17 protein-coding genes and 1 tRNA gene are annotated in these 24,270 nt (G+C 63.3%); 2 read left to right on the top strand and 16 right to left on the bottom strand.

Annotation, left to right across the window (positions count from 1 at the left end):
- The first annotated feature begins 76 nt into the window (after positions 1 to 76).
- The gene (locus ACTXGA_RS16675; RefSeq protein ID WP_443395593.1) at positions 77 to 391 is read left to right on the top strand and encodes a DUF4357 domain-containing protein; all 315 of its coding nucleotides are present in this window, start codon (positions 77 to 79) and stop codon (positions 389 to 391) included.
- 284 nt (positions 392 to 675) lie between these two features.
- Here the strand turns inward: ACTXGA_RS16675 and ACTXGA_RS16670 are convergent.
- Positions 676 to 765 (bottom strand) — tRNA-Ser (locus ACTXGA_RS16670).
- 154 nt (positions 766 to 919) lie between these two features.
- Here ACTXGA_RS16670 and ACTXGA_RS16665 point away from each other — a divergent pair.
- Positions 920 to 1,612 (top strand): nitroreductase family protein, encoded by a 693-nt coding sequence (locus ACTXGA_RS16665; protein WP_443395578.1) that lies wholly within the window; start codon positions 920 to 922, stop codon positions 1,610 to 1,612.
- Positions 1,613 to 1,614: 2 nt separating this feature from the next.
- On the opposite strand, the gene ACTXGA_RS16660 is transcribed toward ACTXGA_RS16665, so the two are convergent.
- From ACTXGA_RS16660 to ACTXGA_RS16590, 15 genes are all read right to left on the bottom strand, one after another.
- Positions 1,615 to 2,811, bottom strand: a complete 1,197-nt coding sequence (locus ACTXGA_RS16660) for a Gfo/Idh/MocA family protein (protein WP_443395576.1) — start codon at positions 2,809 to 2,811, stop codon at positions 1,615 to 1,617.
- Between the two features lie 94 nt (positions 2,812 to 2,905).
- Positions 2,906 to 5,932 carry an efflux RND transporter permease subunit gene (locus ACTXGA_RS16655; RefSeq protein WP_443395574.1) on the bottom strand — a complete coding sequence of 1,009 codons (3,027 nt, stop codon included), beginning with the start codon at positions 5,930 to 5,932 and terminating at the stop codon, positions 2,906 to 2,908.
- Positions 5,933 to 5,936: 4 nt separating this feature from the next.
- Positions 5,937 to 6,974 (bottom strand): efflux RND transporter periplasmic adaptor subunit, encoded by a 1,038-nt coding sequence (locus ACTXGA_RS16650; RefSeq protein WP_443395572.1) that lies wholly within the window; start codon positions 6,972 to 6,974, stop codon positions 5,937 to 5,939.
- Positions 6,975 to 7,131: 157 nt separating this feature from the next.
- Positions 7,132 to 8,079: a glycosyl transferase family protein gene (locus ACTXGA_RS16645; RefSeq protein ID WP_443395570.1), complete on the bottom strand. Its 948-nt coding sequence runs from the start codon at positions 8,077 to 8,079 to the stop codon at positions 7,132 to 7,134.
- On the bottom strand, positions 8,076 to 10,715 hold the full coding sequence (locus ACTXGA_RS16640; protein WP_443395569.1) for a molybdopterin-dependent oxidoreductase: 2,640 nt from the start codon (positions 10,713 to 10,715) through the stop codon (positions 8,076 to 8,078). The genes ACTXGA_RS16645 and ACTXGA_RS16640 overlap by 4 nt, the downstream gene beginning before the upstream one ends.
- Positions 10,715 to 11,047, bottom strand: a complete 333-nt coding sequence (gene nirD / locus ACTXGA_RS16635; RefSeq protein WP_443395568.1) for a nitrite reductase small subunit NirD — start codon at positions 11,045 to 11,047, stop codon at positions 10,715 to 10,717. Before nirD ends, ACTXGA_RS16640 begins: the two co-directional genes overlap by 1 nt.
- On the bottom strand, positions 11,044 to 13,476 hold the full coding sequence (gene nirB / locus ACTXGA_RS16630) for a nitrite reductase large subunit NirB (protein ID WP_443395566.1): 2,433 nt from the start codon (positions 13,474 to 13,476) through the stop codon (positions 11,044 to 11,046). Before nirB ends, nirD begins: the two co-directional genes overlap by 4 nt.
- A 14-nt stretch (positions 13,477 to 13,490) precedes the next feature.
- Positions 13,491 to 14,438 carry a GAF domain-containing protein gene (locus tag ACTXGA_RS16625; protein ID WP_443395564.1) on the bottom strand — a complete coding sequence of 316 codons (948 nt, stop codon included), beginning with the start codon at positions 14,436 to 14,438 and terminating at the stop codon, positions 13,491 to 13,493.
- Between the two features lie 23 nt (positions 14,439 to 14,461).
- Complete coding sequence (locus ACTXGA_RS16620) at positions 14,462 to 16,153, bottom strand: ABC transporter ATP-binding protein (RefSeq protein WP_443395562.1); 1,692 nt, start codon at positions 16,151 to 16,153, stop codon at positions 14,462 to 14,464.
- 5 nt (positions 16,154 to 16,158) lie between these two features.
- On the bottom strand, positions 16,159 to 17,244 hold the full coding sequence (locus ACTXGA_RS16615) for an ABC transporter permease (RefSeq protein ID WP_443395560.1): 1,086 nt from the start codon (positions 17,242 to 17,244) through the stop codon (positions 16,159 to 16,161).
- A 148-nt stretch (positions 17,245 to 17,392) separates the two neighbouring features.
- Entirely contained in the window at positions 17,393 to 18,760 is a 1,368-nt protein-coding gene (locus ACTXGA_RS16610; protein ID WP_443395558.1) for a CmpA/NrtA family ABC transporter substrate-binding protein, read from the bottom strand.
- Positions 18,761 to 19,045: 285 nt separating this feature from the next.
- On the bottom strand, positions 19,046 to 20,218 hold the full coding sequence (locus ACTXGA_RS16605; RefSeq protein ID WP_443395556.1) for a CmpA/NrtA family ABC transporter substrate-binding protein: 1,173 nt from the start codon (positions 20,216 to 20,218) through the stop codon (positions 19,046 to 19,048).
- A complete protein-coding gene (locus tag ACTXGA_RS16600) occupies positions 20,215 to 20,799 on the bottom strand; it encodes an ANTAR domain-containing response regulator (protein ID WP_443395554.1) in 585 nt (194 codons plus the stop codon). Before ACTXGA_RS16600 ends, ACTXGA_RS16605 begins: the two co-directional genes overlap by 4 nt.
- 273 nt (positions 20,800 to 21,072) lie before the next feature.
- Entirely contained in the window at positions 21,073 to 22,404 is a 1,332-nt protein-coding gene (locus tag ACTXGA_RS16595) for a flagellin N-terminal helical domain-containing protein (protein ID WP_443395552.1), read from the bottom strand.
- Positions 22,405 to 22,743: 339 nt separating this feature from the next.
- Entirely contained in the window at positions 22,744 to 24,213 is a 1,470-nt protein-coding gene (locus tag ACTXGA_RS16590; protein WP_443395550.1) for a mannitol dehydrogenase family protein, read from the bottom strand.
- Positions 24,214 to 24,270 lie beyond the last annotated feature (57 nt).

The following is a 24,270-nucleotide window of genomic DNA, read 5'->3' as shown; positions in this document are numbered from 1 at the left end:
TTCAAAGCCAGTTCCGAAGCCGCCAAGAAAACAAGAAAGGAGACGCCGGCATTGACCACAACATGACCGCCGAGGAATAAACAAGGGTGGGTCAAATCTCGGTGAAAAAACCGGGTCACTTCTCAGCGGAAATCAACAGGTCCGGACGACGCGAACGATACCGCGAGGTACGGTCACGCTCCGGAATACCCTCGTCGAGAAAGGCATTCTAAGTGAAGAAGGTGAATTCCTCGTCTTCACAAGTGCTTACAGTTTTGCGTCTGCGTCAGCCGCCGCTGCAGCAGTAATCGGCGCGAGCGCCAATGGTCGAATCCTATGGAAGCTTCCGGACGGACACAATTACGCAGACTGGGAAGCCGCTCAGAGCATGTCCGGCTGTGCCTCCCGGTGAGGCCACTCAGGGGCGGTGGCGAGTTGGATTTCTGTTCCATCTCAGCGAACGCGACTCCAGTCGAAGTGTTTAGATTGCCCCTCCGGAAAGTTATTTAGTTACAGAGCCTTGCAAGAAATTCACCAAATCTGCGCAGTCATCAGGTCCAGAGAATATCCGGCCGAGAGAACGGATTTTGGGCCAACAGCTGCTGCGACGGTGCTCTGCCTGTCCCGCAAACCCCTTTGAAAACACGGAAAAATCCGGCCGCAGCCGGATCGGGAGAACGCTTTCGCGAGGGCAAGTGGCGGAGAGGAAGGGATTCGAACCCTCGAGACGGTCTCCCGCCTACACACTTTCCAGGCGTGCGCCTTCGACCACTCGGCCACCTCTCCGTCGACCCCTTTAGCAAGGACCCGCTGTGGGCTGCAAGGGGCTTTTGATTTGATAACGTCATGAAAGACAGGGATGGCGCTTGGAAACGGCTTGCAACGCCGGGCAAACTGGGCGCCATTTGTCAAACTGGCGAAAAACGGGAGGGGGTCGGGAATGTTCGCACGCGAAAACCTGCGGTATGAGGCGCTTGACCTGCCGGACCGGGCCAAGATGAGCGACGCCGAAATGGTAAGGGCTGCCGAGGCGTTTCATGACCGGATGAAGCGCCGGCATACAGTCCGGGATTTCAGCGACCGCCCCGTTCCAAGGCGCGTGATCGAGGATTGCGTGCGTGCGGCCGGGACGGCCCCGTCCGGCGCCAATCACCAGCCCTGGCACTTCGTGGCGATCTCGAACGCCGGCATCAAGGCGCAGATACGCGCGGCGGCCGAGGAAGAGGAAAGACGCTTTTACGAAGGCGCCGCGGGCGACGAGTGGCTCAAGGCGCTGGAACCGATCGGAACCGGACCGGAAAAACCGCACCTGGAGATCGCGCCGTGGCTGATCGTGGTCTTTGCCCAACGCTACGGCGAATTTGACGATGGCACCCGGTTCAAGAATTACTACGTGCCCGAAAGCGTTGGGATCGCCACGGGGGTGCTGTTGACGGCGCTGCATCATGCCGGGCTGGTCTCTTTGACCCATACGCCCAATCCGATGAAATTCCTCAACGGTCTTCTGGGACGTCCAGATCAGGAAAAGCCCACCATGATCATAGCCGCCGGGCATCCGGCTGAGGGGGCAACTGTGCCTGCCGTAGCGAAGATCAAAAAGCCGCTGGAAGAAATCCTGACCGTCGAGGAATAGGATCAGCGCAAGCTGACCCAGCCTGCCCCGGCCTCTGCACTGTCGGCGCAGGCCTCCATGAAACGCACGCCGGACAGCCCTGTGACACCGTCCGGATACTGAATCACTCCGTCCTGCAGGGACACACCGGCGCGGCGGGCGGCAATCGCGATGCCGATCTCGGCGTAGAGGTTGGCCCAGGCGTCGGTCAGTGCCTCTCCGTGACCGCGCGGCAGATGCACAAGCCGTTCGGCGGCTGGGTCCATACCCGCGCCGTGGCCACGGACGTAGACCCGTTCTGCTTCATCCAGTCGCGTCACGCGCAGATGTTCAGGATACTCCTGATCCCACTCCAGCCCGCCTTCCGTGCCGAAGACCCGCAGGCGCAGCCCGCAATAGTTGCCCGGCGCGGCCTGCGTCACCCAGATCTGTCCCGGCGCGCCATTGCTCAGTTCCAGCTTGAGAAAGGCGGTGTCCTCCAGCGCGCTGGCCCCGCCGCAGCGATGGAAATCGGCCCGGACTTGAGTGGCGTCCAGCCCGGTGACAACCTTCATCAGATGATAGGCATGGGTGCCGATATCGCCCGTGGCAGAGGTCCGCCCCACGATCTCGGGGTTGCGCCGCCACGCAACCGAGGGGTTCTCCTCAGCCTCGGCGCCCGTACCCCAGTCCTGCACATATTCCACCAAGACCTGACGGATTTCGCCCAGAACCCCCTGCGCAACCAGCGCCTGCGCCTGACGGATCATGGCGTGATGGGCATAGGGATAGGTCAGCGCGAGTGTCAGCCCGGCGTCCCGCGCTCTTTGAACCAGCGCCTCTGCGTCGGGGATCGCGATCGTCATGGGCTTGTCGAGGATCACGTCGATGCCTGCATCAAGAAAGGCGCAGGCAATGTCGTAATGGCTGTTGTTGGGGGTGCAGATACTGACCGCCTCGATGCCATCCTCGCGGTTCGCCTCGGCCCGGGCCATTTCCAAGTAGTCGGTATAGGTGCGCTCCGGTGCGATGCCATGATCGGCAGCAGAGGCCCGCGCCGTGTCCGGGTTGCGTGACAACGCACCAGCCACAAGGTCCCATTGGCCCGACAGACGGATACCGCTGCGGTGCCAATCGCCAACGATGGCGCCACGTCCGCCGCCAACCTGCCCAAGCCGCAGCTTGCGCCCCAGAGGAGGAATGCGAAGCCCACGGTCCAGAGTGAAATCGGTGGTGGTCATGCGGGTTCCTTTCCTGTGCTCGCTCATGCTTAGCGCGCAGCATCAAGGGACGGAACAGGCAATCGGGGCGCGGTTTACCGCGCCCCGTCAGGGATCAGGCCGGTTTCGCATCGCGAAAGAAGATGCGGTACAGCACCGGCGCCGCCACCAGCGTCAGCACAGAGGCGAAGGCCAGACCGCCCATGATGGTGATGGCCATCGACACAAAGAAGGCATCCGACAACAGCGGCGCCATACCAAGGATCGTCGTCCCTGCGGCCAGAACCACGGGGCGCAGACGCGACACGCAGGCGGTGACGATGGCCTGTTCCAGCGCCACGCCCTCTGCGCGCACAAGATCGATTTCCTCGACCAGCACGATACCGTTCTTGATCAGCATCCCCGACAGGCTGAGCAGACCCAGCAGCGCGGTAAAGGTGAACGGCAGCCCGGTACCCAACAGGCCCAGCACCACGCCGTTCACAGACATCGGCACCAAGAGCCAGATGATCAGCGGCTGCCGCAGCGCGTTGAACAACACGACCGAGATCAGCACCATGACGATCAGGCTGAGCGGCAGCTGCTTGCCAAGGCTGGCGTTGGCGTTTGCCGAGTTTTCGAACTCGCCCCCCCACTCCATCTTGTAGCCGACAGGCAGCGGCAGCGCCTCTATGGCCGAACGGATTTCGCTGTGCACGGCGGCGGCAGTCTGCTCCGGCGGGATGTCGGCCTGCACGGTGATGGTCGGCAAACGGTCGCGGCGCATGAACAGCGTGTTTTCCGCCTTCACTTCCAACCCGTCAACGGCCTGTTCCAGCGGGACAAAACCGTTCGCCGTGTCAGAGTAGATCAACTGGTCCATCAGCGTCAGACCGGCGGTTTCATCCACGCGCAGGATGATCGGAATTTGTCGGTCGCCTTCGCGATAGGTGCCTCCTGCAATGCCGTCCGTGGCAAACAACAGGGTGTCGGCCACGTTGTCGCGGCTGATCCCGGCAGCCTGCGCGCGGTCGGTGGCGTAGATCGGACGCAGCACCAGTTCCTGTTCCCGCCAGTTGGTACGGATGTGGCGCAGATTGTCCGAGGTTTCGGACATCGTTTGCGCAGCGGTTTCGGCCAGTTCACGCAGAATCGCCGGGTCCGAGCCGGAAAAACGCACCTCGATCGGCGCGCCGCCACCGGGACCAAAGACAAGCCGCTTGGTCCGGAATTCCGCCCCGGGGAAATGGCTGTTCCCGAAGGCGTCCAGATCCGCCTGCAATGCCGGAATCTGCTCGATGTTGTCGGTCCGCACGATCAGGTGGCCATAGCTGGAATTCGGGCGCTCGGACTCGTAGGTCAGCATGAAGCGGTCCGCCCCCTGCCCCACGAACGTCGCCACGGACACAACCTCTGGCCGCTCTGCCAGCCACTCTTCCAGCCGCGTCAGATCCGACGCGGTTTCCTGAATCGCCGTGCCTTGCGGCAGCTTGTAATGCACGAAAAACAGCGGCGTGTTCGAGTTGGGAAAGAACTGCTGCTTGATCATGCCAAAGCCCGCGTAACAGGCCACTGTCACCCCGACCAAGGCCACAAGAACCAGCCACCGGATTCGCAGCGCGCCGCGCAGGACGGCGCCATATGCCCGGAACAGGATCCCGGAATAGGCTTCGGCGCCCTCACCCGAACCGGTCTTGAACAGGTAGTGACCCAAGAGCGGCGTCACCGTGATCGCCAGAACCCAGCTGAGCAGCAGCGAAATGCCGATGACTGCGAAAAGCGAGAACAGGAATTCGCCCGTCGAATCCGGCGACAAGCCGATCCCCGCAAAGGCCATGATGCCGATCACCGTTGCCCCCAGCAGCGGGGTCTGCGTGCGTCCCGCCACCTCTGTCGCGGCCTCCCGGGACTTTCGCCCGCCTGCCATGGAGATCTGCATCCCTTCGGCAACCACGATGGCGTTGTCCACCAGCATCCCCATGGCGATGATCAGCGCGCCAAGTGAAATCCGCTCCATCTCGATCGAGAAGATGGCCATGAAGAACAGCGTCCCGACAACGGTCAGCAAAAGCGTCCCGCCCACGACGATAGAGGCCCGCCAGCCCATGAACAGGGCCAGCACGACAACCACGATCCCGACGGACATGGCAAGGTTGACGAGAAAGGCGTTCGACGCCTCATCCACGACAACGTGCTGTTCGTAGATCGGGTGCAGTTCGACACCCCAGGGGATGTCCTGCTCCAGCTCGGCAAAGCGGTCAGCGACGCGATAGCCCACGTCCACGATGTTTTCGCTGCTGAGTCCCGCGATGCCCAGCGCAAAGGCGTCGTCGCCGTTGAAACGGATCAGCACCGAAGGCGTGTCCGTGCGCCCGCGCGAGACGTCGGCGATGTCGATCAGGTTCAAAACCTCGCCGCCTATGCCGATGTTGAGGCCCGCGATATCGGTGACGGTATCCGTGCCTTCGGGGTATTCGATCACCGTGCGGCTGGTGCCGTGGCGGACGGTACCCGCGTTGGTCACGCTGTTGGCGGTGGAGATCGCGTTCAGAAAGGCGAGCGGGGAAACCCCCTGCGCGGTGGCAAGAGCCGGATCGGAATCCACGTAGATGGTTTCCGCCGGCAAGCCGGTGACGACCACATCCGCCACCCCGTCCACGGCCAGAAACTCGCGCCGCAGAAAGGTTGCCAACTGGTGAACTTCGGCGTCGCTCAATCCGTCTGCGGTCACCGCATAATACAGGCCATACACATCGCCGAACTGGTCGTTGACGACCGGCGTGCCGACGCCATCCGGCAGGCCCGCGGCGGCATTGGACACCCGCGCCCGCAACTTGTCCCAGACCTGCGGCAGTTCGTTGCCGTCAAAGGTGTCGCGGATTGCCACGTCGATAATCGACCGGCCGGGTTGGTTGATTGACGATATCCGGTCAACCTCGCCCATTTTCTGGATCGCGGATTCAAGCGGTTCGGAGACCTCGATGGCGACCTGTTCGGCAGACGCGCCGGGGTACTGTGTAACGACGACCGCCTGTTTGATGGTGAATGCCGGATCTTCCAGCCGCCCGAGCGACAGAAATCCCCATATCCCGCCAAGGATACAGCCCAGCATGATGAGCCACGTGATCAGTGGCTTGTCGATGGAAGCGCGTGCGATGGACATGGAATTACTCCGAGAACCCCTTGAAGCGCCGGACAGCCTGTCCGTCACTCAGCATTCCGGCCCCGGCCACGATGACCTCAATCCCCGGTTCCAGCAGATCGGCCAGCAGGAACTCTCCGTCCGGTCCGGCCTCGATCGTCACCTCACGGCGGCGCGCGACACCAGCGTCGGCATCGCCCGGTTCGAACACCATCAGGGCGGTCGTGCCGTCGGGATCGATGACGACTGCGCTGGCGGGCACTTCGATACGATCAGCCGAGAGTTTCAGATCGGCGGTCACGGTGATCGAACTGCCCGGCAACACGCCCTCGCCCGGCTCTTCGAGCATGGCCAGCGTGATCTTGAACGTCTGGCCAACAGCGCTGGCCTCGGCCCGGAACTCGCGCACTTCCAGCGGAATCTGCCGGTCGGACCCGGTGAAGGTGCCGAAAATCTTCATATCCGGATCCTTGCCCGCGCGGCGGAACAGAACTTCGGGCACCTCGATCTCGACCCGCCATTCGCTGATATCGTGCAGACGCACGATGGCTGTTCCGGCCTGAACGGTCGTGAAATTGGCCACGTTGCGCGTCGCCACCAATCCGTCGAAGGGCGCGCGCAGGGTGGCACGGTCCAATGCGTATTGCGCATCTCCAACCGCGATTTCGGCCAGATCGGCAGCGGTCTGCGCGTCCTCCAGAGAGGCCTCGCTGACGGTTGCGCGCGAAAGCTGCTTGAGGCGGTTCAGGCTGCGATCAGCCTGTTCCTTTTGCAGCTTGGCCTGATCCAGCGTGCGCTGAAACGATTCAAGGTCCAGTTGCGCAATCAGCGCATCCTTGGCCACCGGCTCACCTTCGAGAACCGGGAAACGGTTCAACTGTCCGGAAACCTGAAAGGCAAGGTCGACAGTTTGGCGGGCCACCACGGTGCCAAAGAAGTGGCGGCGCATGACACCATCGCCCTTTTCAAGGCTCATGACCTTGACCGGGCGTGGCACGTCCTGCGCGCTGGCGGGAGTGGTGGCGATGATCAGGAGGAGGAGGAATCGGGGGAGGAAACGCATATTGTCCAATCCGGCTTGTCGTCTCTGTGGCGCGGCATACACGGCTTCAGGGCCAGGCACGACTGCCGTTGCCCTAGATTTCAGCCCACGTCGCGTCAATGTGAAAGGGGTGCGCAAGCGCACAGAGACCTTCACATAGGGCGGGATTGCCAGAATTTCAGACCGTTTCGACAGATTCTCGCAAATTCCACAACGCCTGAATGTCCGGATTGGTCAGGCCCAGCGTTTCAAACGCCAGCAGCGCCGTGCCCAGAACAAGGTCGCGGGCGAATTCCGGCGCTTCGTCGTGCTGCCAAAGGGCGGCAAGCGACCCGGCAGGCATTGCGAAATCAGCCAGACGCCGTGCGTCGCGTGAAATGGGCTGAAAATCGCGCTGCCATTGCGTCCCGTTGCGCAGGCCGAACCCTTCGACCAGCTTGCCGGGGTGACGTTCGAATTCGCCGCCGCCGCCCTTGATGACGGTCAGGTTACGCCAGCCCAGCAATTCCGCCGCATCGGCCTGCAACAGGCGATAGGGCGGGTGAAACACCCCCTGCACGCTGGCCGACGCGCGCCCGGGGTTGAGCATCCGGCAAACCGTGTTGACGCAGGACCGCAGGCCCAGCGTGTCACGCAGGTCCAACAGCCGGAACAACGCCGGATGCGCCACCTCAAGCGGCAGGTAGGCGATGCAGTGTGCATCCAGCGCCTGCGCCGCTTCCTCCGCCGTGCGCACGACCGGGATCCCCAATTCCGCGATCCCGTCCCGGATCGCGGTATCCCTCCCGTTCCAGCCGTGCAGAAGCACGCGGTGCCCCTGATCCGCAACCAGTTTCGCGGCCAGCAGAAACCAGGGCAGGCCCCTTGTCCGCCCGGCGGCATAACAGGGCCAATCCAGATCGGCGCGCGGCCAGTCGCCCAGTGCCCCCTGCGCGGCGCGTGCAAATCCGGCGATCTCTTCTTTCGTCTCGCCTTTCATCCGCAGCAGCATCAGCAGCGCGCCCACCGCCTCGGGTGCGGCGCCCTGCAGCATCTGAGACATGGCGTCGACGGCTTCGTCCTCGGTCAACGACCGTGACCGCCCCGGACCACGGCCCAGCGTGCGGACATGTTCGGACAGGCTCATTCAGCGGCTTCCCTTGTCTGCGCCATGGCCAAAAGGTCGGCCAGTTCCGGGCGGCAGGAACCGCAGTTCGTGCCCGCCTGCAAGGCCGCGCCGATGGCGTCGACGCTCATCAGGCCCTCTGTTTCGATGGCGGCAAGGATAGTGTTCACGCCGACACCAAAGCAAGAGCACAGGATCGGCCCCGGATCGGGCATATCTGCAGGCGACCGTCCGGACAGCAGGCTCTGATCCGGTGCGTCGGGCAATGAGGCAAGGTAGTCGCGCATCACCGCTACGGGTTCGGGTGACACGAACAGCGCGGCAATCAGCCTGTCCCCGTCGCGCAGGGCGATCCGCGCACTGCCGCGCTTGGTATCTATGACAGAGGTGATTTGCGCGTCGGGCTCATTGAACAGACGGCGCGCCTCTGCTTCCCAATCGTCGACCTCTGCCAGCCCCGCCAGTTCGGCGCGCATGCCTGCGGTGGTCGTGGCCAAAGCCCAGTAATCGGATGACGGCGCTATGGTCTTTGCCGACACGGCAAAGCCGTACCACGCTGCCTGCAGGCGCGTAACGTTGACCACGCTGGCTTTGCTTTCCGGCTGCCCCGAAACGGGATCGGTCTCGGCGGCGACAACGGCGTCGATCCGTGCAGAAGGCGCGGTTTCGCCGGTCCAGTGCATCGGGGCAAAGACCTGCCCCGGCTGCACCGCATCGGTGATCCGCGCCCGCAGGATGGCGCTGCCTTGCGGGCTGTCGACGCGGACAAGATCGGCAGGCGCGATGTCCTGTGCCCGCGCGTCCAGAGGATGTATCTCCAGAAACGGCTCGGCCAGATGCGCCGACAGACGCGGCGACAGGGCGGTGCGGGTCATGGTGTGCCACTGATCCCGTGTACGCCCGGTGTTGAGCCGAAACGGAAAGCGCGGCCCGGTGCGCGCGGCAGGGGGACGGTAGGTGACCGGCAAAAGACGCGCCCTGCCGCCGGGATGATAGAACTGCCCGTCGGCAAAGAACCGTCCGCCGCTGCGATGGGCCGTCACCGGCCACCGCGTGGGTTGCAGGTCCTCGTATTGCTCTTCCCGCAGACCGGCGAGGCCGGATATGTCAAAGTCCCGGCCGAAACCTCCGGCGATCCCCGACAGGGCGGCATATTCCCGGAAAATCTCTGCCGGACTCTGATAGTCGAACGCCCCGTGCCAGCCCATGCGACGGCCAACCTCGGCCAGGATCTCCCAATCCGGGCGCGCCTGACCGGGCACGGGCAACACGGCCCGCTGACGGCTGATGGTGCGATCGGAATTGGTGACCGTGCCGTCCTTTTCCGCCCATGCGGTGGCCGGCAGCAGGACATGCGCAAGCCGCGCGGTATCGGTCGCGCCCGTGATGTCGCTGACCACCACAAAGTCACAACCTGCGATCGCATCGCGCACCGCGTCGGCCTCCGGCATGGAGACGGCGGGATTGGTGTGAATGATCCACAGCGCCTTGATCCGACCGTCCCCAACGGCGCGGAACATGTCCACGGCCTTCAGCCCCGGCTTGTCCGGAACCTGCGGCGCGGACCAGAAATCGCGCACCGCGACCCGGTGATCGGCGTTTTCGAGGTCCAGATGGCAGGCCAGCATATTGGCCAGCCCGCCCACCTCGCGTCCCCCCATCGCATTGGGCTGCCCGGTGACGGACAGCGGCCCGCATCCGGGTTTACCGATCCGGCCCGTGGCGAGGTGGCAGTTGAGGATCGCGTTGACCTTGTCAGAGCCGGAGGTCGACTGGTTCACCCCCTGGCTGAAGATGGTCACCACCTTCTCGTTCCGGATCCAAAGGGTGCAGAAGGCAAGGACCTCCTGCTCGCTCAGCCCGACAACCGATGTGTCCTCCATGCTGGCCGTTCTCAGCACCGCGTCAAAGCCTTCGGTGTACTGCAGGAACTCCTTGTCCAGCGCCCCCTGTTCGTAGATTTCCGCAAACAGGCGATTGAACAGCGCCACATCCGATCCCGGCTGCAGGGCAAGGTGCATGTCTGCGCCATCGCAACTGGCGGTGCGGCGCGGGTCGATCACGACGATCTTCGTGCCCTTCGCCTTACGCGCCGCCAAGACGCGCTGATACAGCACCGGGTGACACCACGCGAGGTTGGAGCCGACGAGGACGATCAAATCGGCCTCCTCCAGATCCTCATAGGTGCCGGGCACCGTATCGGTGCCAAAGGCGCGCTTGTGACCCGCAACGGTCGAAGCCATGCAGAGGCGCGAGTTGGTGTCGATATTGGCCGAACCGATGAAGCCTTTCATCAGCTTGTTGGCGACGTAGTAATCCTCGGTCAGCAACTGACCTGAAACGTAGAAACCAACGCTGTCCGGTCCGTGTTCTGCCACGGTTGCGGAAAATCGGTCCGCCACAGTTTGCAGGGCATGATCCCACGATACGTCCTGTCCATCGATGCGCGGGGCCATCAGTCGGTGACCCAAGCCCAGCGTCTCGCCCAGCGCCGATCCCTTGGAGCAGAGCCGCCCAAGGTTGGCCGGATGCTGCGGGTCGCCCCGCACATCCAGCCCACCCACGCCGTTGGGCGTAAGCAATACACCGCAGCCCACCCCGCAATAGGGGCAGGTCGAGCGTACGGTCGTCTGTCCGGTCCCTGCCCCGCCATCCATTACGCCGCGCTCCGCTTTTCCAGCGCGGAAACGTCCAGCAGGATGCGCCCGTCCTCGACTTGGACAGGGTAGACATCGATCCGCCCGTCGTCTGCGCCCTGCGCCTGACCGGTGTTCAGGTCAAAGACCCAGTTGTGCAGCGGGCAGGTCACTTTCTGCCCATGCACGATCCCTTCGGACAGGGGACCGGCCTTGTGCGGACAGGTGTTGGAGGCGGCAAAAACCTCGGCCTCGCCGGTGCGGAAGACGGCGATGCAACCCGCGTGTGTCTTGACCAGTCGGGCACCGCGCAGCGGCACATCGTCAAGGGCGCCAATATCGATCCAGTTCATTCCGCTGCCTCCTTGGTGAAATCGGCCATGGGCTGGAAACGGCGCGCCGCCTCCGGTTCTGCCCGCTCGGCCCAGGGGTCCTTCTGATAGACGCTTTGCGAGACATCGAACCGCGCCACCAGGGCTGCGCGCTCGGCGTCATCCGCCAGAACCTCCTTGACCCAGTCGAGCCCGACCTTGGCGACCCACTTGTAAGCCCGGTCAAGGTACTTGGCGTTCTCGCGATAGAGCTGGACAAAGGCGGTGGTCCATTCAATCGCCTCTTCTTCGGTCTTCACATCGACCAGACGCTCGGTCTCTTTCACGTCCATGCCCGCAGCACCCGCGACGCTGACCTGATAGCCGCTGTCGACGCAGATGATGCCCACGTCCTTGCAGGTGGCCTCGGCGCAGTTGCGCGGACAGCCCGAAACGCCCAGCTTGACCTTGTGCGGCGTCCAGGACCCCCACAGCTTTTTCTCAAGCTTGATGCCAAGGCCGGTGCTGTCCTGCGTGCCAAAGCGGCACCAGTCCGATCCGACACAGGTCTTCACCGTACGCAGACCCTTGGTATAGGCGTGACCGGATACCATGCCCGCCTGGTTCAGATCATGCCAGATCGCCGGCAGATCCTCTTTCTTCACCCCCAGAAGGTCGATCCGCATACCGCCGGTAACCTTCACCGTTGCACCGTATTTCTCGGCCGCCTGCGCGATGGCGATCAACTCCTGCGGGGTGGTCATCCCGCCCCACATACGTGGCATGACGGAATAGGTGCCGTCCTTTTGGATGTTGGCATGGTTGCGTTCATTGACGAACCGGCTTTGCGGGTCGTCCTTGTACTCCAGCGGCCAATCCGCCAGCAGATAATAGTTGATCGCCGGGCGGCAGACATGGCAGCCGTTGACCGTCTTCCAGCCCAACTCCTGCCAGACCGCTTCCTGGCTTTTCAGCTCCTGGCTCTTGATCAGGCGGCGCACGTCTTCGTGGGACAGGTCGGTGCAGCCACAGATCGATTGCGCGGCGGGCATCTGGAACCCGTCGCCCAGCGTGACCTGAAGCACCTGCTCCACAAGCCCGGTGCAGGTCCCGCAAGAGGCGCTGGCCTTGGTGGTCGCCTTGACCGCGCCCAGATCGGTGGCGCCTCCTTCGATGGCCGCGACGATGGTGGATTTGCAGACGCCGTTACAGCCACAGATTTCCGCCTCAGGCGGCAAGGCTGCAACGGCTGAGAGAGGGTCCGTTTGGCCACCTCCCTGGTAGGCGGGACCAAAGATCAGCGTTTCACGCATCTCTTCGATGTCGGTGCCGTCCTTGATCAGGCCAAAGAACCAGTTGCTGTCGGCGGTGTCGCCGTACATCACCGCGCCGACCAGCTTGTTGCCTTCAATCACTAGGCGTTTGTAGACACCGCGCGCCGGATCGCGGAACACGATATCCTCGCGCCCCTCGCCTTCGGCGAAGTCGCCCGCACTGAACAGGTCACAGCCGGTGACCTTCAGCTTGGTCGACAGTTCGCGCATCACAAAGGCGCTGTCTTCACCCGTCAGCGTCCCGGCCAGAACCTTCGCCTGATCATACAGCGGCGCAACAAGGCCAAAGAGGTTGCCCTCGAACTCCACGCATTCGCCCACGGCAAAGATATCCGGATCCGAGGTGCGCATCTGCGCATCGACCTTGATCGCACGACCACAATCAAGCCCCGCCTCTTGTCCCAGTTTGACAGAAGGACGGATCCCCACAGCCATCACGACAATATCGCAGGGCAATTCGGTTCCGTCGGCAAGCCGCACCATTTCCGCCTTGCCGTCACCGGTGATCTCTTTGGTCGAGGCCTCCAGCAGCACCTCGATGCCGCGGCGCTCCAGATCCTTCTTCAGCAGATAGCCGGCCGCAGCGTCCAGCTGCCGCTCCATCAGGTGGCTGGCGATGTGCAACACGGTCACGTCCATCCCGCGCAGACGCAGACCTGCCGCCGCCTCAAGGCCCAGCAACCCGCCGCCGATCACCACCGCCCGCGCGCCGGGTTTGCCCGCCGCGTCGATCATGGCGTTGGTGTCCTCGAGGTCGCGATAGGCGACAACGCCGGGCAGATCATGACCCGGAACCGGGATGATGAACGGTGCCGAACCGGTGCCGAGGATCAGCTTGTCATAAGCCACTTCCCCGTGTTCGCCGATCACCACCTTGCGGTCGCGGTCAATCCCCGTGACCGTTTCGCCGAAACGGCAAGTGATCTGGTTGTCCGCGTACCAGCCATCGTCATGGGTGACGATTTCCTGGTAGGACTTCTCGCCCGACAGGACCGGCGAGAGCATGATGCGGTTGTAGTTGCCGCGCGGTTCAGCGTTGAACAGCGTGATCTCGAAGTCTTGCGGCGCGGTCTCCCGCAGGTGCTCCAGCACCCGGCCAGAGGCCATGCCTGCTCCGATGACGACAAGTTTCTGCATGATCCTTCGTCCTCTCAGCAATACCACGCCACGATGTGCGCGATGTCTCCGTCGTGATGGATCGGCAGGGCCACCATCGTCTTGTATCCGGCCGTCACGCCCGGCGCGCCGCTTTCGACCACGGGCAACCCGGTGCCCAGCGCCTTGCCGATGACACCCTGCCAGGGTTCGACACGGCGCGGCTCTGTCTGGGTGTCGTCGGTCCACAGCGGTCCGTCGCGCTCACAGATGCCGTCCATCAGGATCGCCGCCGATTTGCTGCCCACCTTGGCGGGACGCGCGTCCCACAGCTCGAACCGCCGCGCGATGGGGGTGCCTAAGGCCGTCAGCAGGGTCAGCACAAAGGTCTTGCCGCCCGGCACCGGGATCGGCACGCCAAGGCCGGTGGTCAGGCCCGCGCGTCCGGCGCTGTCGGCACGGATAAACTTGTACCCCGACCCCAGCTCGCGCATCAGCATCGGCGTGTTCGACGCCCAGACACCGCCGGGCAGTCCCTGCCCGCGCGGGAAATGCGTGTGCTGGCTGACCCATTCAAAATGGCGCGCGGCACCGTAGTAACCGTCGTCCAGCATTAGCAGACCGTCCTGCTCGTGCCAGATCTCGATGGCCCCCACATGGGTCTCATCATCGCCGCACAGCACGACCAGAACCGCCTTCAGCGTCTCGCCGTCAAAAACCGGCACGGCGACAGCGCTGGTCAGCCCCGCGGCCTTGGCGGCTTCGGTCCGCTTGAAGTAGCTGCCGTCGAACCCTTTCAGAACAACGGGCCGCCCCTCTGCCCAGGCCTTGCCGGGCAGCCCCTCACCGCGCGCAAACTGTGTCGCGCGAGAGGCTTCCTCGAAAGCTTCCAGATCGCCGTAGCTGCCGTCCGCCAGTTTCAGCACATCGCCATCGGGCACCCAGACTTCGCTGACTTTGACGAAGGTTTGTGCAGCGGCGTCGGAGTCCAGTACCGTTTCCATGGTCTAATCCCTTTCCGGCGCGCTCAGGCGGCCTTGCGATTGGTCGGCTTGGCCGGTTTCGGTTCGGACTTGCCGTGCTTGCCGTGCTCATATTCCTCAAGGAAATCGAGCACCTGCGCGCGGTAGTGGTAGTAATCGGGATGTTCGAGCAGCGCCTTGCGCGAGCGGGGGCGCGGCAGGTCCACATCGACGATCTTGCCGATGGTCGCCTGCGGCCCGTTGGTCATCATCACCACCCGGTCCGCCAGCAGGATCGCCTCGTCAACGTCATGGGTCACGCAGATCGCGGTGACCTTGGTCCGGTCCCAGACCTCCATCAGCACTTCCTGCAACTCCCAGCGCGTCAGGCTGTCCAGCATGCCAAAGGGTTCGTCCAGCAGCAGCAGTTTGGGCGACAGGGCAAAGGCACGCGCGATCCCCACACGTTGCTTCATGCCGTTCGACATATCGACCGCGGGGCGATCCATCGCATCCGCCAGCCCCACGCGTTCAAGGTAATATTCCACCACGTCCTGCCGTTCGGCCTGCGATGCGCGGGGGAAAACCTTGTCGACGCCGATGGCACAGTTTTCCCGCGCCGTCAGCCATGGGAACAGCGAGGGCGACTGAAACACCACCGCGCGTTCCGGGTCCGCGCCTTCGACATGGCGACCGTCCAGCTTGATCGCGCCCTTGGAGATCGAATTCAGACCGGCGGCCATGGTCAGCACCGTGGACTTGCCACAGCCCGAGTGACCGATCAGAGAGATGAACTCGCCCCGGTTCATTTTCAGGTTGAAGTCCTCGACCACGGTCAGCGGCCCCTTGGGCGTGGCATAGACCTTGTGCAATTGGCTGAAATCAAGGAACCGCTCTTCGATCATGCCCTCCTGGGCCTCCTTGATGGCCTTTGGCACACCGTGGATCGGGGTCACGTCCGGCAGCACGCGGGTGCCTTCGGCCTTGGCCTCGATACCAACGTCCATCAGGTACTGGGTGACCTTGCCGCGCAACGATTTGAACCGCTCGTCATGGTTCATGACCGTGCGTTCGCGGGGGCGTTCGATGTCCACCGTGAAATGCTCGCCCAGTGAACCGTCCGGGTTCAGCGCGATGATCCGGTCAGCCAGCAGGATCGCCTCGTCAACGTCGTTGGTGATCAGAACACAGGTCTTTTTCTCGGCTTCCCAGATTTTCTCGACCTCATCCGCCAGATTGGCGCGGGTTAGCGCGTCCAGCGCCGACAGCGGTTCGTCCAGCAGCAGGACCTCGGGGTTCATGGCCAGCGCGCGCGCCACGTTCACTCGCTGACGCATGCCGCCGGACAGTTCCGCCGGGCGCCGCGTGGCGGCATGGCTTAGTCCCACCATCTGCACGTAGTGCGCCACCTTCGCGGCCTTTTCCGCCTTCGGCATGGAGGGGAACACGGTGTCCACCGCCAGTTGCACGTTCCCGTTCACCGTCAACCAGGGCATCAGCGAATAGTTCTGAAAGATCACGCCGCGCTCGCGCCCCGGCCCCTCGATGGGCTTGCCCTTGAAGGTGACGCTGCCCTTGGTCGGCTTTTCCAGCCCGGCCATCAGGTTGATCAGCGTCGTCTTGCCGGTTCCGGAGAAGCCCAGCAGCACGAGGAACTCGCCTTCCTGCACTTCGAGGTCGATGTTTTTCAGAACCGTGGCGGCATTGGTGCCTTCGCCAAAGCTCTTGGTGACATTCTTGAAATCGATCACAGCCATGTCGTTCACCGCTGGTTCGAGAAGGTGAAGAGGCTCTGCAGCGCGTACATCACGCGATCCAGCAGGAAGCCGATGATACCGATGGTAAAGACGGCAACCATGATCTTGGCCAGCGAGCTGGAAGAGCCGTTCTGGAATTCATCCCAGACGAATTTGCCAAGACCCGGGTTCTGCGCCAGCATCTCTGCCGCGATCAGCACCATCCAGCCTACGCCCAGCGACAGCCGCAGCCCGGTAAAGATCAGCGGCAGCGCCGAGGGCAGAACCAGCTTGGTGACCTTGGTGTAGGTGTTCATCTTCAACACCTTGGAAACGTTGACCAGATCCTTGTCGATCGAGGCCACGCCCAGCGCGGTGTTGATGATCGTCGGCCAGATCGAACACAGCGTGACCGTGATCGCGGAGATCAGGAACGACTTGGCGAAAAGCCCGTCATTGGTGGCGTAAACGGCCGAAACGATCATGGTGACGATCGGCAGCCATGCCAGCGGCGAAACCGGCTTGAAAATCTGGATCAGCGGGTTCATCGCGGCGTTGGCCGTGGGGGACAGGCCGGCCATGATGCCCAGCGGAATGGCAATCACGGTGCCGATGAAGAACCCGAAAAAGACCGTTTGGATCGAGGTCCAGATCTGCGCGTAATAGCTGGGCGCACCGGTATAGGCGACGTTCTTGACCTTTTCCGGCTGGCCCGCGTCGATGAACTTCTGGTTCCGCTTCTCGACCATCTCCTCGAACTTCGCCTGCTTGGCGGCCTTGGCCTGGGCGTCGGCGTGCAGGTTCTTGGCCTCTTCCCAGACGGCGGCCGGACCGGGCACCGCGCCAAGCGAGGTCTGCACCTGCGGCGCAAGCGTGCCCCAGAGAACAAGGAAGCCCGCGATGGCGATCAGCGGCACAGCCAGCAGACGCCACAGCTCTTTCATCTGCGCCTTGGGGTTGTCACCGGCCATGGCCTTCAGCGCCGGGGTGATCCAGCTGAGGCCGAGAACCTGAAACCATTTGTCGGCGGCATTGATACGGGTGAACAGACGGGCGCGGCGGGCCTCTCGGGTGGCCTCTGCGCTCAGCGTCTCGGGGTCGATGGCGGTCATGGCTGCGATCCTCACGGTCGGGTCGGTCGGATGGTGCGCCATGCAGGCACACCCTACGGGGTTGGGTAGGGTGCGCATGTTCTGCGCACCGCTGGTTCATTCGGGTCGGGGCGGCACCGGGACCGTGGTGCCCGCCCCGGTCAGCTCATCAGCCTTTGACTTCTGCGCCGACGACGATCTGCTCGCCTTTCAGGCCGATCGGCAGGCTGTCGAGGTAGGCGTTGGGCGCTTTGCCGTCGTAGGGGATGCCGTCGATGATATCGCCCGCGGGGGTCGGCACCTTGTAACCGTCGCTGTCCCAGGGGAAATCGGCCTCGTTTGCCAGACCCTCATCGACCAGCAAGCGCGCGGCCTGCAGGTAGATGTCGGGGCGATAGACCCTCTGCGCGACCTCGTCATACCAGGCGTCGGACTTCGGCTCGGCGATCTGGCCCCAGCGGCGCATCTGGGTCAGGTACCAGACCGCGTCCGAGTAAAAGGGGTAGGTCGCGTTGTAGCGGAAGAAGACGTTGAAATCGGGAATGTCGCGCTTGTCGCCCTTCTCGAATTCGAAGAAGCCGGTCATCGAGTTGGCGATCACGTCGTAATCGGCCCCCACGTATTCGGGACGCGACAGGATCTCGACCGCTTCGGGGCGGTTGGCGTTGTCGTTTTCGTCCAGCCAGATCGCCGCGCGGATCAGCGCCTTGGTCAGCGCCAGCGTGGTGTTCGGATACTGCTCGGCGAATTCGGCGGTGATACCGAACACCTTTTCCGGGTTGTTCTTCCACAGCTGATAGTCGGTGATGACCGGCACGCCGATGCCCTTGAACACCGCCTGCTGGTTCCACGGCTCACCCACGCAGTAGCCATAGATGGTGCCGGCCTCCAGCGTGGCGGGCATCTGCGGCGGCGGGGTCACGGACAGGAACACATCCGCGCCGATCTGGCCGGTGACGTTCTCGGGGCTGTAATAGCCCGGGTGCAGACCACCGGCGGCCAGCCAGTAACGCAGTTCATAGTTGTGGGTCGAAACCGGGAAGACCATGCCCATGTTGAAGGGCTTGCCTTCGGATTTGAACTCTTCGACCACCGGCGCCAGCGCCTCTGCCGAAATCGGGTGCTGCGGGCGGCCGTCGTCCATCTTGGGGATATGCGGCAGCATCTTTTCCCAGATCTCGTTCGACACGGTGATGCCGTTGCCGTTCAGGTCCATCGAGAAGGGGGTGATGATATGCGCCTCGGTGCCGAACCCGATGGTCGCCGCCAGCGGTTGACCGGCCAGCATGTGCGCGCCGTCCAACTGTCCGCCGATCACGCCGTCCAGCAGCACCTTCCAGTTGGCCTGCGCCTCCAGCGTGACGAACAGGCCTTCGTCCAGGAAATAGCCTTGCTCATAGGCCACGGCGAGCGGCGCCATGTCGGTCAGCTTGATGAAACCAAAGGTCAGTTCGTCCTTTTCAAGCTCCAGCATCTGGGCAAAGGCCGGGCTGATCAGGGCAGTGGTGGCCGCAAGGCCGAAGAGGAAAGACTTCATTGGGTCGGTCCCTTTTTCGTTGTAGGGCGCCCGGCTCCGTCACAGGGAAACACCGGGCCAAAACAAAAAGCCGCAAACACGCCTCGTCCGGGAGGTGGACGAAGAGTGAGCGGCGTTGCTCGGAAAATCCCGATCTTTGGGAGGCGTTCTCTGGACGCACATCGTTGCGCGCCTTGACCTATTGATCCGACAATTCCGGCCTTCGTTCAAAGCAAAATTGCGGCGCTGCAGCGTAATTGCCGAAAAGTCGGGGCCAGAAATGCTGCGTTGCCGCAAAAATGGGCACTAGCCCTGATCGGGGTCAAAAATCCGGCCATCGAAAAACGCATCGGGCAGCAGCGACAGCTGGCCTTTCTGCGAGGCGACGGCCGTTCTTGCCCGAATCGAACCTTCGAGCTTTTCCGAAGCGCCGGGCAGATCGGCCGGCGTCGCCTCCATTTGCTGGCGGTAGATATCGCTGCGAAAGACCTCGGCGGCGGCAGCGCGGGCCGCACGGTCATCCATACCCGCGCGCAGCGCCAGGCGGTGCGCAATCCACTTGGCCTGACTGCGCCACGGGAAATTCGCCGCGCCTCCGTGGAATTCGATGAAGCGGTCGACCTGCCGCTGCTCGCCCAGTGTGGAAATGGTCAGTTGTCCGGTCAGCGCCCTGTCAATCAGTTCCGACGGCAGGTCCAGATACGGCTGCCGAGACAGGATTTCCGCCGCAGAGGTGCGCCTCTCGGGCGCATTCAGCCAGCGGCCTGCCCGCCAGACCGCGCGCATCAGCTTGCCCAGCAGGTGCGGCTCGGTTTCGGCCCAGCCGGTCCGCACAGCCAGCACCTTTTCCGGGGCAAAGGCCCAGATCGCCTGCCCCGGCAACAACAACGCGCCTGCCTTTGCCTCGACCGCAGCCGATCCCCAAGGCTCGCCAACACAAAATGCGTCAATATCCCCCTCGGCCAACGCCTCGGCCATCAGGGGTGGCGGCACCGTTCGCAATTCGACACCCGTGGCCGACAGGCCCGTGACGTCCAGCCAATAGTGCAAGAGTTCCACATGCATCGAAAAGGGAAAGGGCACGCCAAAGACCAGCGGCCCCTCGGCCACACCGGCCAGCGCAGCCGCCGCCCCCTGCGCATCGTGGAAATCAAAACCGTATCCCGCGTCGCGCAACCGCGCCTCCAGCGCGCGGCCCACACCGATGACATTGCCGTTGACCGACAGGACCGACACCGCCGACAAGGGCTGCGAAAACCCGCCAAGCCCCAGCGCCATGGCAACCGGCACCGGTGACAGCAGATGCGCGGCGTCCACCCGGCCAAAGGCCAGCATATCCCGCACCGACGACCATGACGGCGCCGCCACAAGATCGAGATCGATCCCCTCTTCGCGGGCGAATCCCATTTCATGCGCCACGATCAGCGGCGCGGCGTCCACAAGCGGCACATAGGCAACGGGCAGCGTGACCGTCTTCATGACAGCAGCCCCGAGGCCGTGACCAGCGCCTCGGCCACATCGGCCACGCGCCTGCCCTGATCCATCGCCGCCTTGCGCAACAGGGCGTAGGCCTCTTCCTCTTGTATGCCGCGCGCCTTCATCAACAGACCCTTGGCGCGGTCGATGACCTTGCGTTCCTCCAGCGCGCGTCGGGTTTCGGCCAGTTCGCTGCGCATCTGGCGCGCAATCTGGAACCGGGCGATGGCAGCATCCAGCACCGGTTTCAGACGCTCCGGTTTCAGCCCGTCGACCACATAGGCGGACAGCCCGGCCTCAATCGCCTCTCGGGCCAGCCCCCCCGCCGCGCCGGAAACGAACATCGCGACCGGCCGGTCCAGCGGTCCGGAGGCCAGCGTCAGTTCCTCCAGCATGTCGCGGGTCGGATTGTCGATATCGATCAGCACAACGTCCGGGGCCAGTGCACCGATACGACGCGCAAGGCTGGAGACATTTCCGATGACATGCACATCGTAAGAGCCCGAGGCGCGCAACGCATCGACGATGGCGATGGCGCGGTCCCGGTCTTCTTCGACAACAACGATGGTCATGCGATCTGGCATGAAACCATGTCACAACACCGGCAGACGAAGGCAAGCAAGCGCAGGGGATTTGCGCACACCGCGACAGCACATGCCAAAAAATTAGGCGGCCCAGCGGGATTTTGGTGAAACGTTCCCACGGGCAGCTGCACCGCAAGCCTGAATTGCATAAACGCCGGTCCCTGTGCAAGGAACCGGCGCTTGAGTGATCGTCCTTCCCGCAGCGCGGAAAGGGGTTTTGTCTGATCAGGTCTACGCGGTGCGGGCCGGTCATCCGGCCCGCGCCACGTCACCTTACCCTTGGAAGAGCGACAACAGCGACTGCGGCGCCTGGTTGGCGATCGACAGCGCCTGAACACCCAGCTGCTGCTGCACCTGCAGCGCCTGCAAACGGGCCGAGGCCTCTTCCATGTCGGCATCGACCAGCGCGCCGATGCCGGATTTCAGCGCGTCGGTCAGCTGAGAGACAAATTCGACCTGCGTTTCGATCCGCCCCTGCGCCGAACCAAAGGCGGCGGCGGCGTCGATGGCCGTCTGGATCAGCGTTTCGACCTCCAGCAAGGCAGAGTCCGCGCCCGCCTGCGTGCTGACATCGATATCCGACAGCGCCTCCAGCCGGCCACCGATGGTGGTGTCGGTTGCCGCGTAGCTGCGCACCTGAACCGAGAAGTTGTCGCCGGTGTTGTTGGCGCCGGTGAAATCCAGCTGGTTCGCATTGGTGCCGTTCACTGCCGCGGCAATGCCCAACCCATCCGTGATGTCCGAGTTGTCGGCCACGTATTTGTTGAACGCCGCCACAAGACCCGCCGTCACGTCTGCCTGCGTATCACCGTCGCGGGCGACGTAGGTGATTTCCTGTGCGCCTGCGGTTGCGGTGGTGTTGAAGGTGGCAAGGCCAGCCGCACCTGCGGTGATCTCGATCGAGAAGCCGGTGCCCGCTGCCACGGTCGCGGTGCCTGCTCCCGCGGTTTGCCCGATAACGGCCAGCGTAGTCGGCTGCGTCGCGGCACCGGTCAGGGCCACAGCGGCGGTGTTTGCGGCGCCGGACGCTTCGTCCGTACCAACGGCAGTTGCGCCGGTTGTGGCCACGTCGATGGATGCCACACTGGTTCCCAGATCCTGCTTCGCCACGGTGATGTCAGAGGCGGTCACGCCGCTGCCCGACCGATCCAGCGAGGACAGAATATTGATCTGGCCGGATCCCGCCGTCAGATCGGTGTTGGACAGCAGGTTCAGCCCGTTGAACTGGGCGGCGCCGACAACGGCGGAAATCTGATCGCGCAGCGCATCGATATCCGTCTGGATCTTGGCCCGATCTACGTTCTCTTCCTGCGCGGCAACGACACGTCCCTTGATCTCGGTCAGCAGGTCAGTGACGGTTTCGGCCGCCTGACGGGCGACGGCAACGGTCGACTGACCAAGGTTGAGGCTGTCGGAAATGCCTTTAAAGCCCTTCACGTCAGCTTCCATCACCTTGGAGATGGCCCAGACGGCAGAGTTGTCCTTGGCAGTGGCGACACGCTTGCCGGTCGAGATGTCCCTTTGTGTGTCGGCCAGGCTCGAGTTGATGGATTTGAGGGTTTGCAGCGCGACCATGGCGCCGTTGTTCGTCAGGATACTAGACATATTCTTGCCCTTGATTTCGAAAGCGCGTTTTGGCGCCGGTTTTCATTTGCCGCGATCGGCTTTTCTGACGTCGTTCTGACAGATGCAGGCCATGGGTTCCGGTCTGCGCCACCGCATTTGGTGCGCCGCCAACCTCTCCGTTTCGAACTAACAGAAAGCTAAAAGCAAAAAGTTCGTTCAATCGAATTTGTCAGAAAGACGAACGGTTCAACGAATCCACCGCCGGGACGCAATCCCGCCCGGCAACGAAAAAGGGCCTTCGCCGCATGGCGAAAGCCCTCTCACGTTTCAGCCAACCCATTGAGGACAGACCATTTTCCACTGTCCCTAGTGGGTCGTTCAGCCGATGTAGGCGCGCAGCGCGGCCTCTACTCCCTCGGCCCAGATTCGGTTCAGCGCCTCTGCGAAGGCCGCGGAAAAGCGGGCGTCATCCGCAAGTTTGCCGTAGAAATGGCGCTGTTCGAGCCAAGCCTGCGGGTTCTCACGCGCCTCGATCGAAGCCTTGACCAGATCCTCCCAGACCGGATCGTTGGCGATGATTTCGGTGCCGTCCTCGCGCGTGCCGTAGCACATCCGCGCCCAGAGCGCCTGGCTCAGCGCCAGCCCTTCCAGCGGCGTGCCGGCGGCGACCGCATCACGGATCACCGGCAGGACCGCACCGGTATGCCGGGACGAACCGTCGAAGGCCACGCGGCGCACCGTGTCGATGATCTTGGGGTTCGAGAACCGCTCATCGATCAGATCGACATAGGCCTCTGGCGTCATGCCCGGCACCGCGTGCACATGCGGTGCGATTTCGTCCAGCGCCACCTTGCGCAGCAGGCCACGGATCAGCGGATGTGACATGGTGGCGTCGATCGACTCGATGCCCAGCACCTCTGCCGGGGCGGCGATGATCTGGTGACCACCGTTCAGCATCCGCAGCTTCATCGCCTCGTAGTCGTGGACCAGGTCGGTGATCGTGGCCCCCACCTTTTCCCAGTCCGGGCGCCCGGCGCAGAACTTGTCCTCGATCACCCATTGGCGGAAATTCTCATGCGTGACCGGCACGTCATCGTCGATGCCGAATTCGCGCACCAGCGCCAGTTCCCGCGGGCCGGTCGCGGGCACGATGCAATCCACCATCGAATTGGGGAACGTGACCTCGGCGGCAATCCAGTCCGCCAGCGCCGGATCGGCCAGACGCGCAAGGCCCAGCACCACTTCCTCCAGCTTGGTGCCGTTGCCCGGCAGGTTGTCACAGCTCTGACAGGTGAACGGGCCCGCGCCGCTGTCGCGCCGCTTACGCAGGGCGGCGATCATCGCACCAAAGGCCGTGCGCGGCGTATCGAGGTTGGCGATGTCATGCTGGATGTCGGGGTGCGAGGGATCAAAGCTCTTGGTCGCCGGATCAAGGTAATACCCGCCCTCCGTCACCGTCAGCGCGACGATGCGGATTGCCGGATCAGCCATCTGTTCGATCAGGGGGCCGTTGCCTTCAACGATCGGCACATAGTCGATCATCGAGCCGACGACCTCGGCGGAGCTGCTCTTGGGGTCCAGCTCGATCAGGGTGGTCAGGCAGTCCTGATTCAACATCTTTTCGCGCATCGCCGCATCATAGGCACGGACGCCCGCACCGACGATGGCCCAGTCATGCGCCAGCCCCTGCTGCATCAGCCGATGCAGATACCAGGCCTGATGCCCGCGGTGAAAATTCCCCAGCCCGATATGAACGATACCGGGTGTCAGGGCCGAACGATCATAAGTCGGGACCAGAACGCCCTCGGGCAAGTCGGACAGATTGGCGTTGCAAAGCTTGATCGCCATGAGACCCTCGCTGTTATTCGCGGGGCCAGCGCCCCGGAGTGTTTTATGCGCCGGTCG

The sequence above is a fragment of the Antarctobacter jejuensis genome (assembly GCF_052266595.1).
Lineage (GTDB): Bacteria > Pseudomonadota > Alphaproteobacteria > Rhodobacterales > Rhodobacteraceae > Antarctobacter > Antarctobacter jejuensis.
Note: the sequence above shows the minus strand (reverse complement) of the source record. Positions and strands in the feature narration are given on the sequence as shown.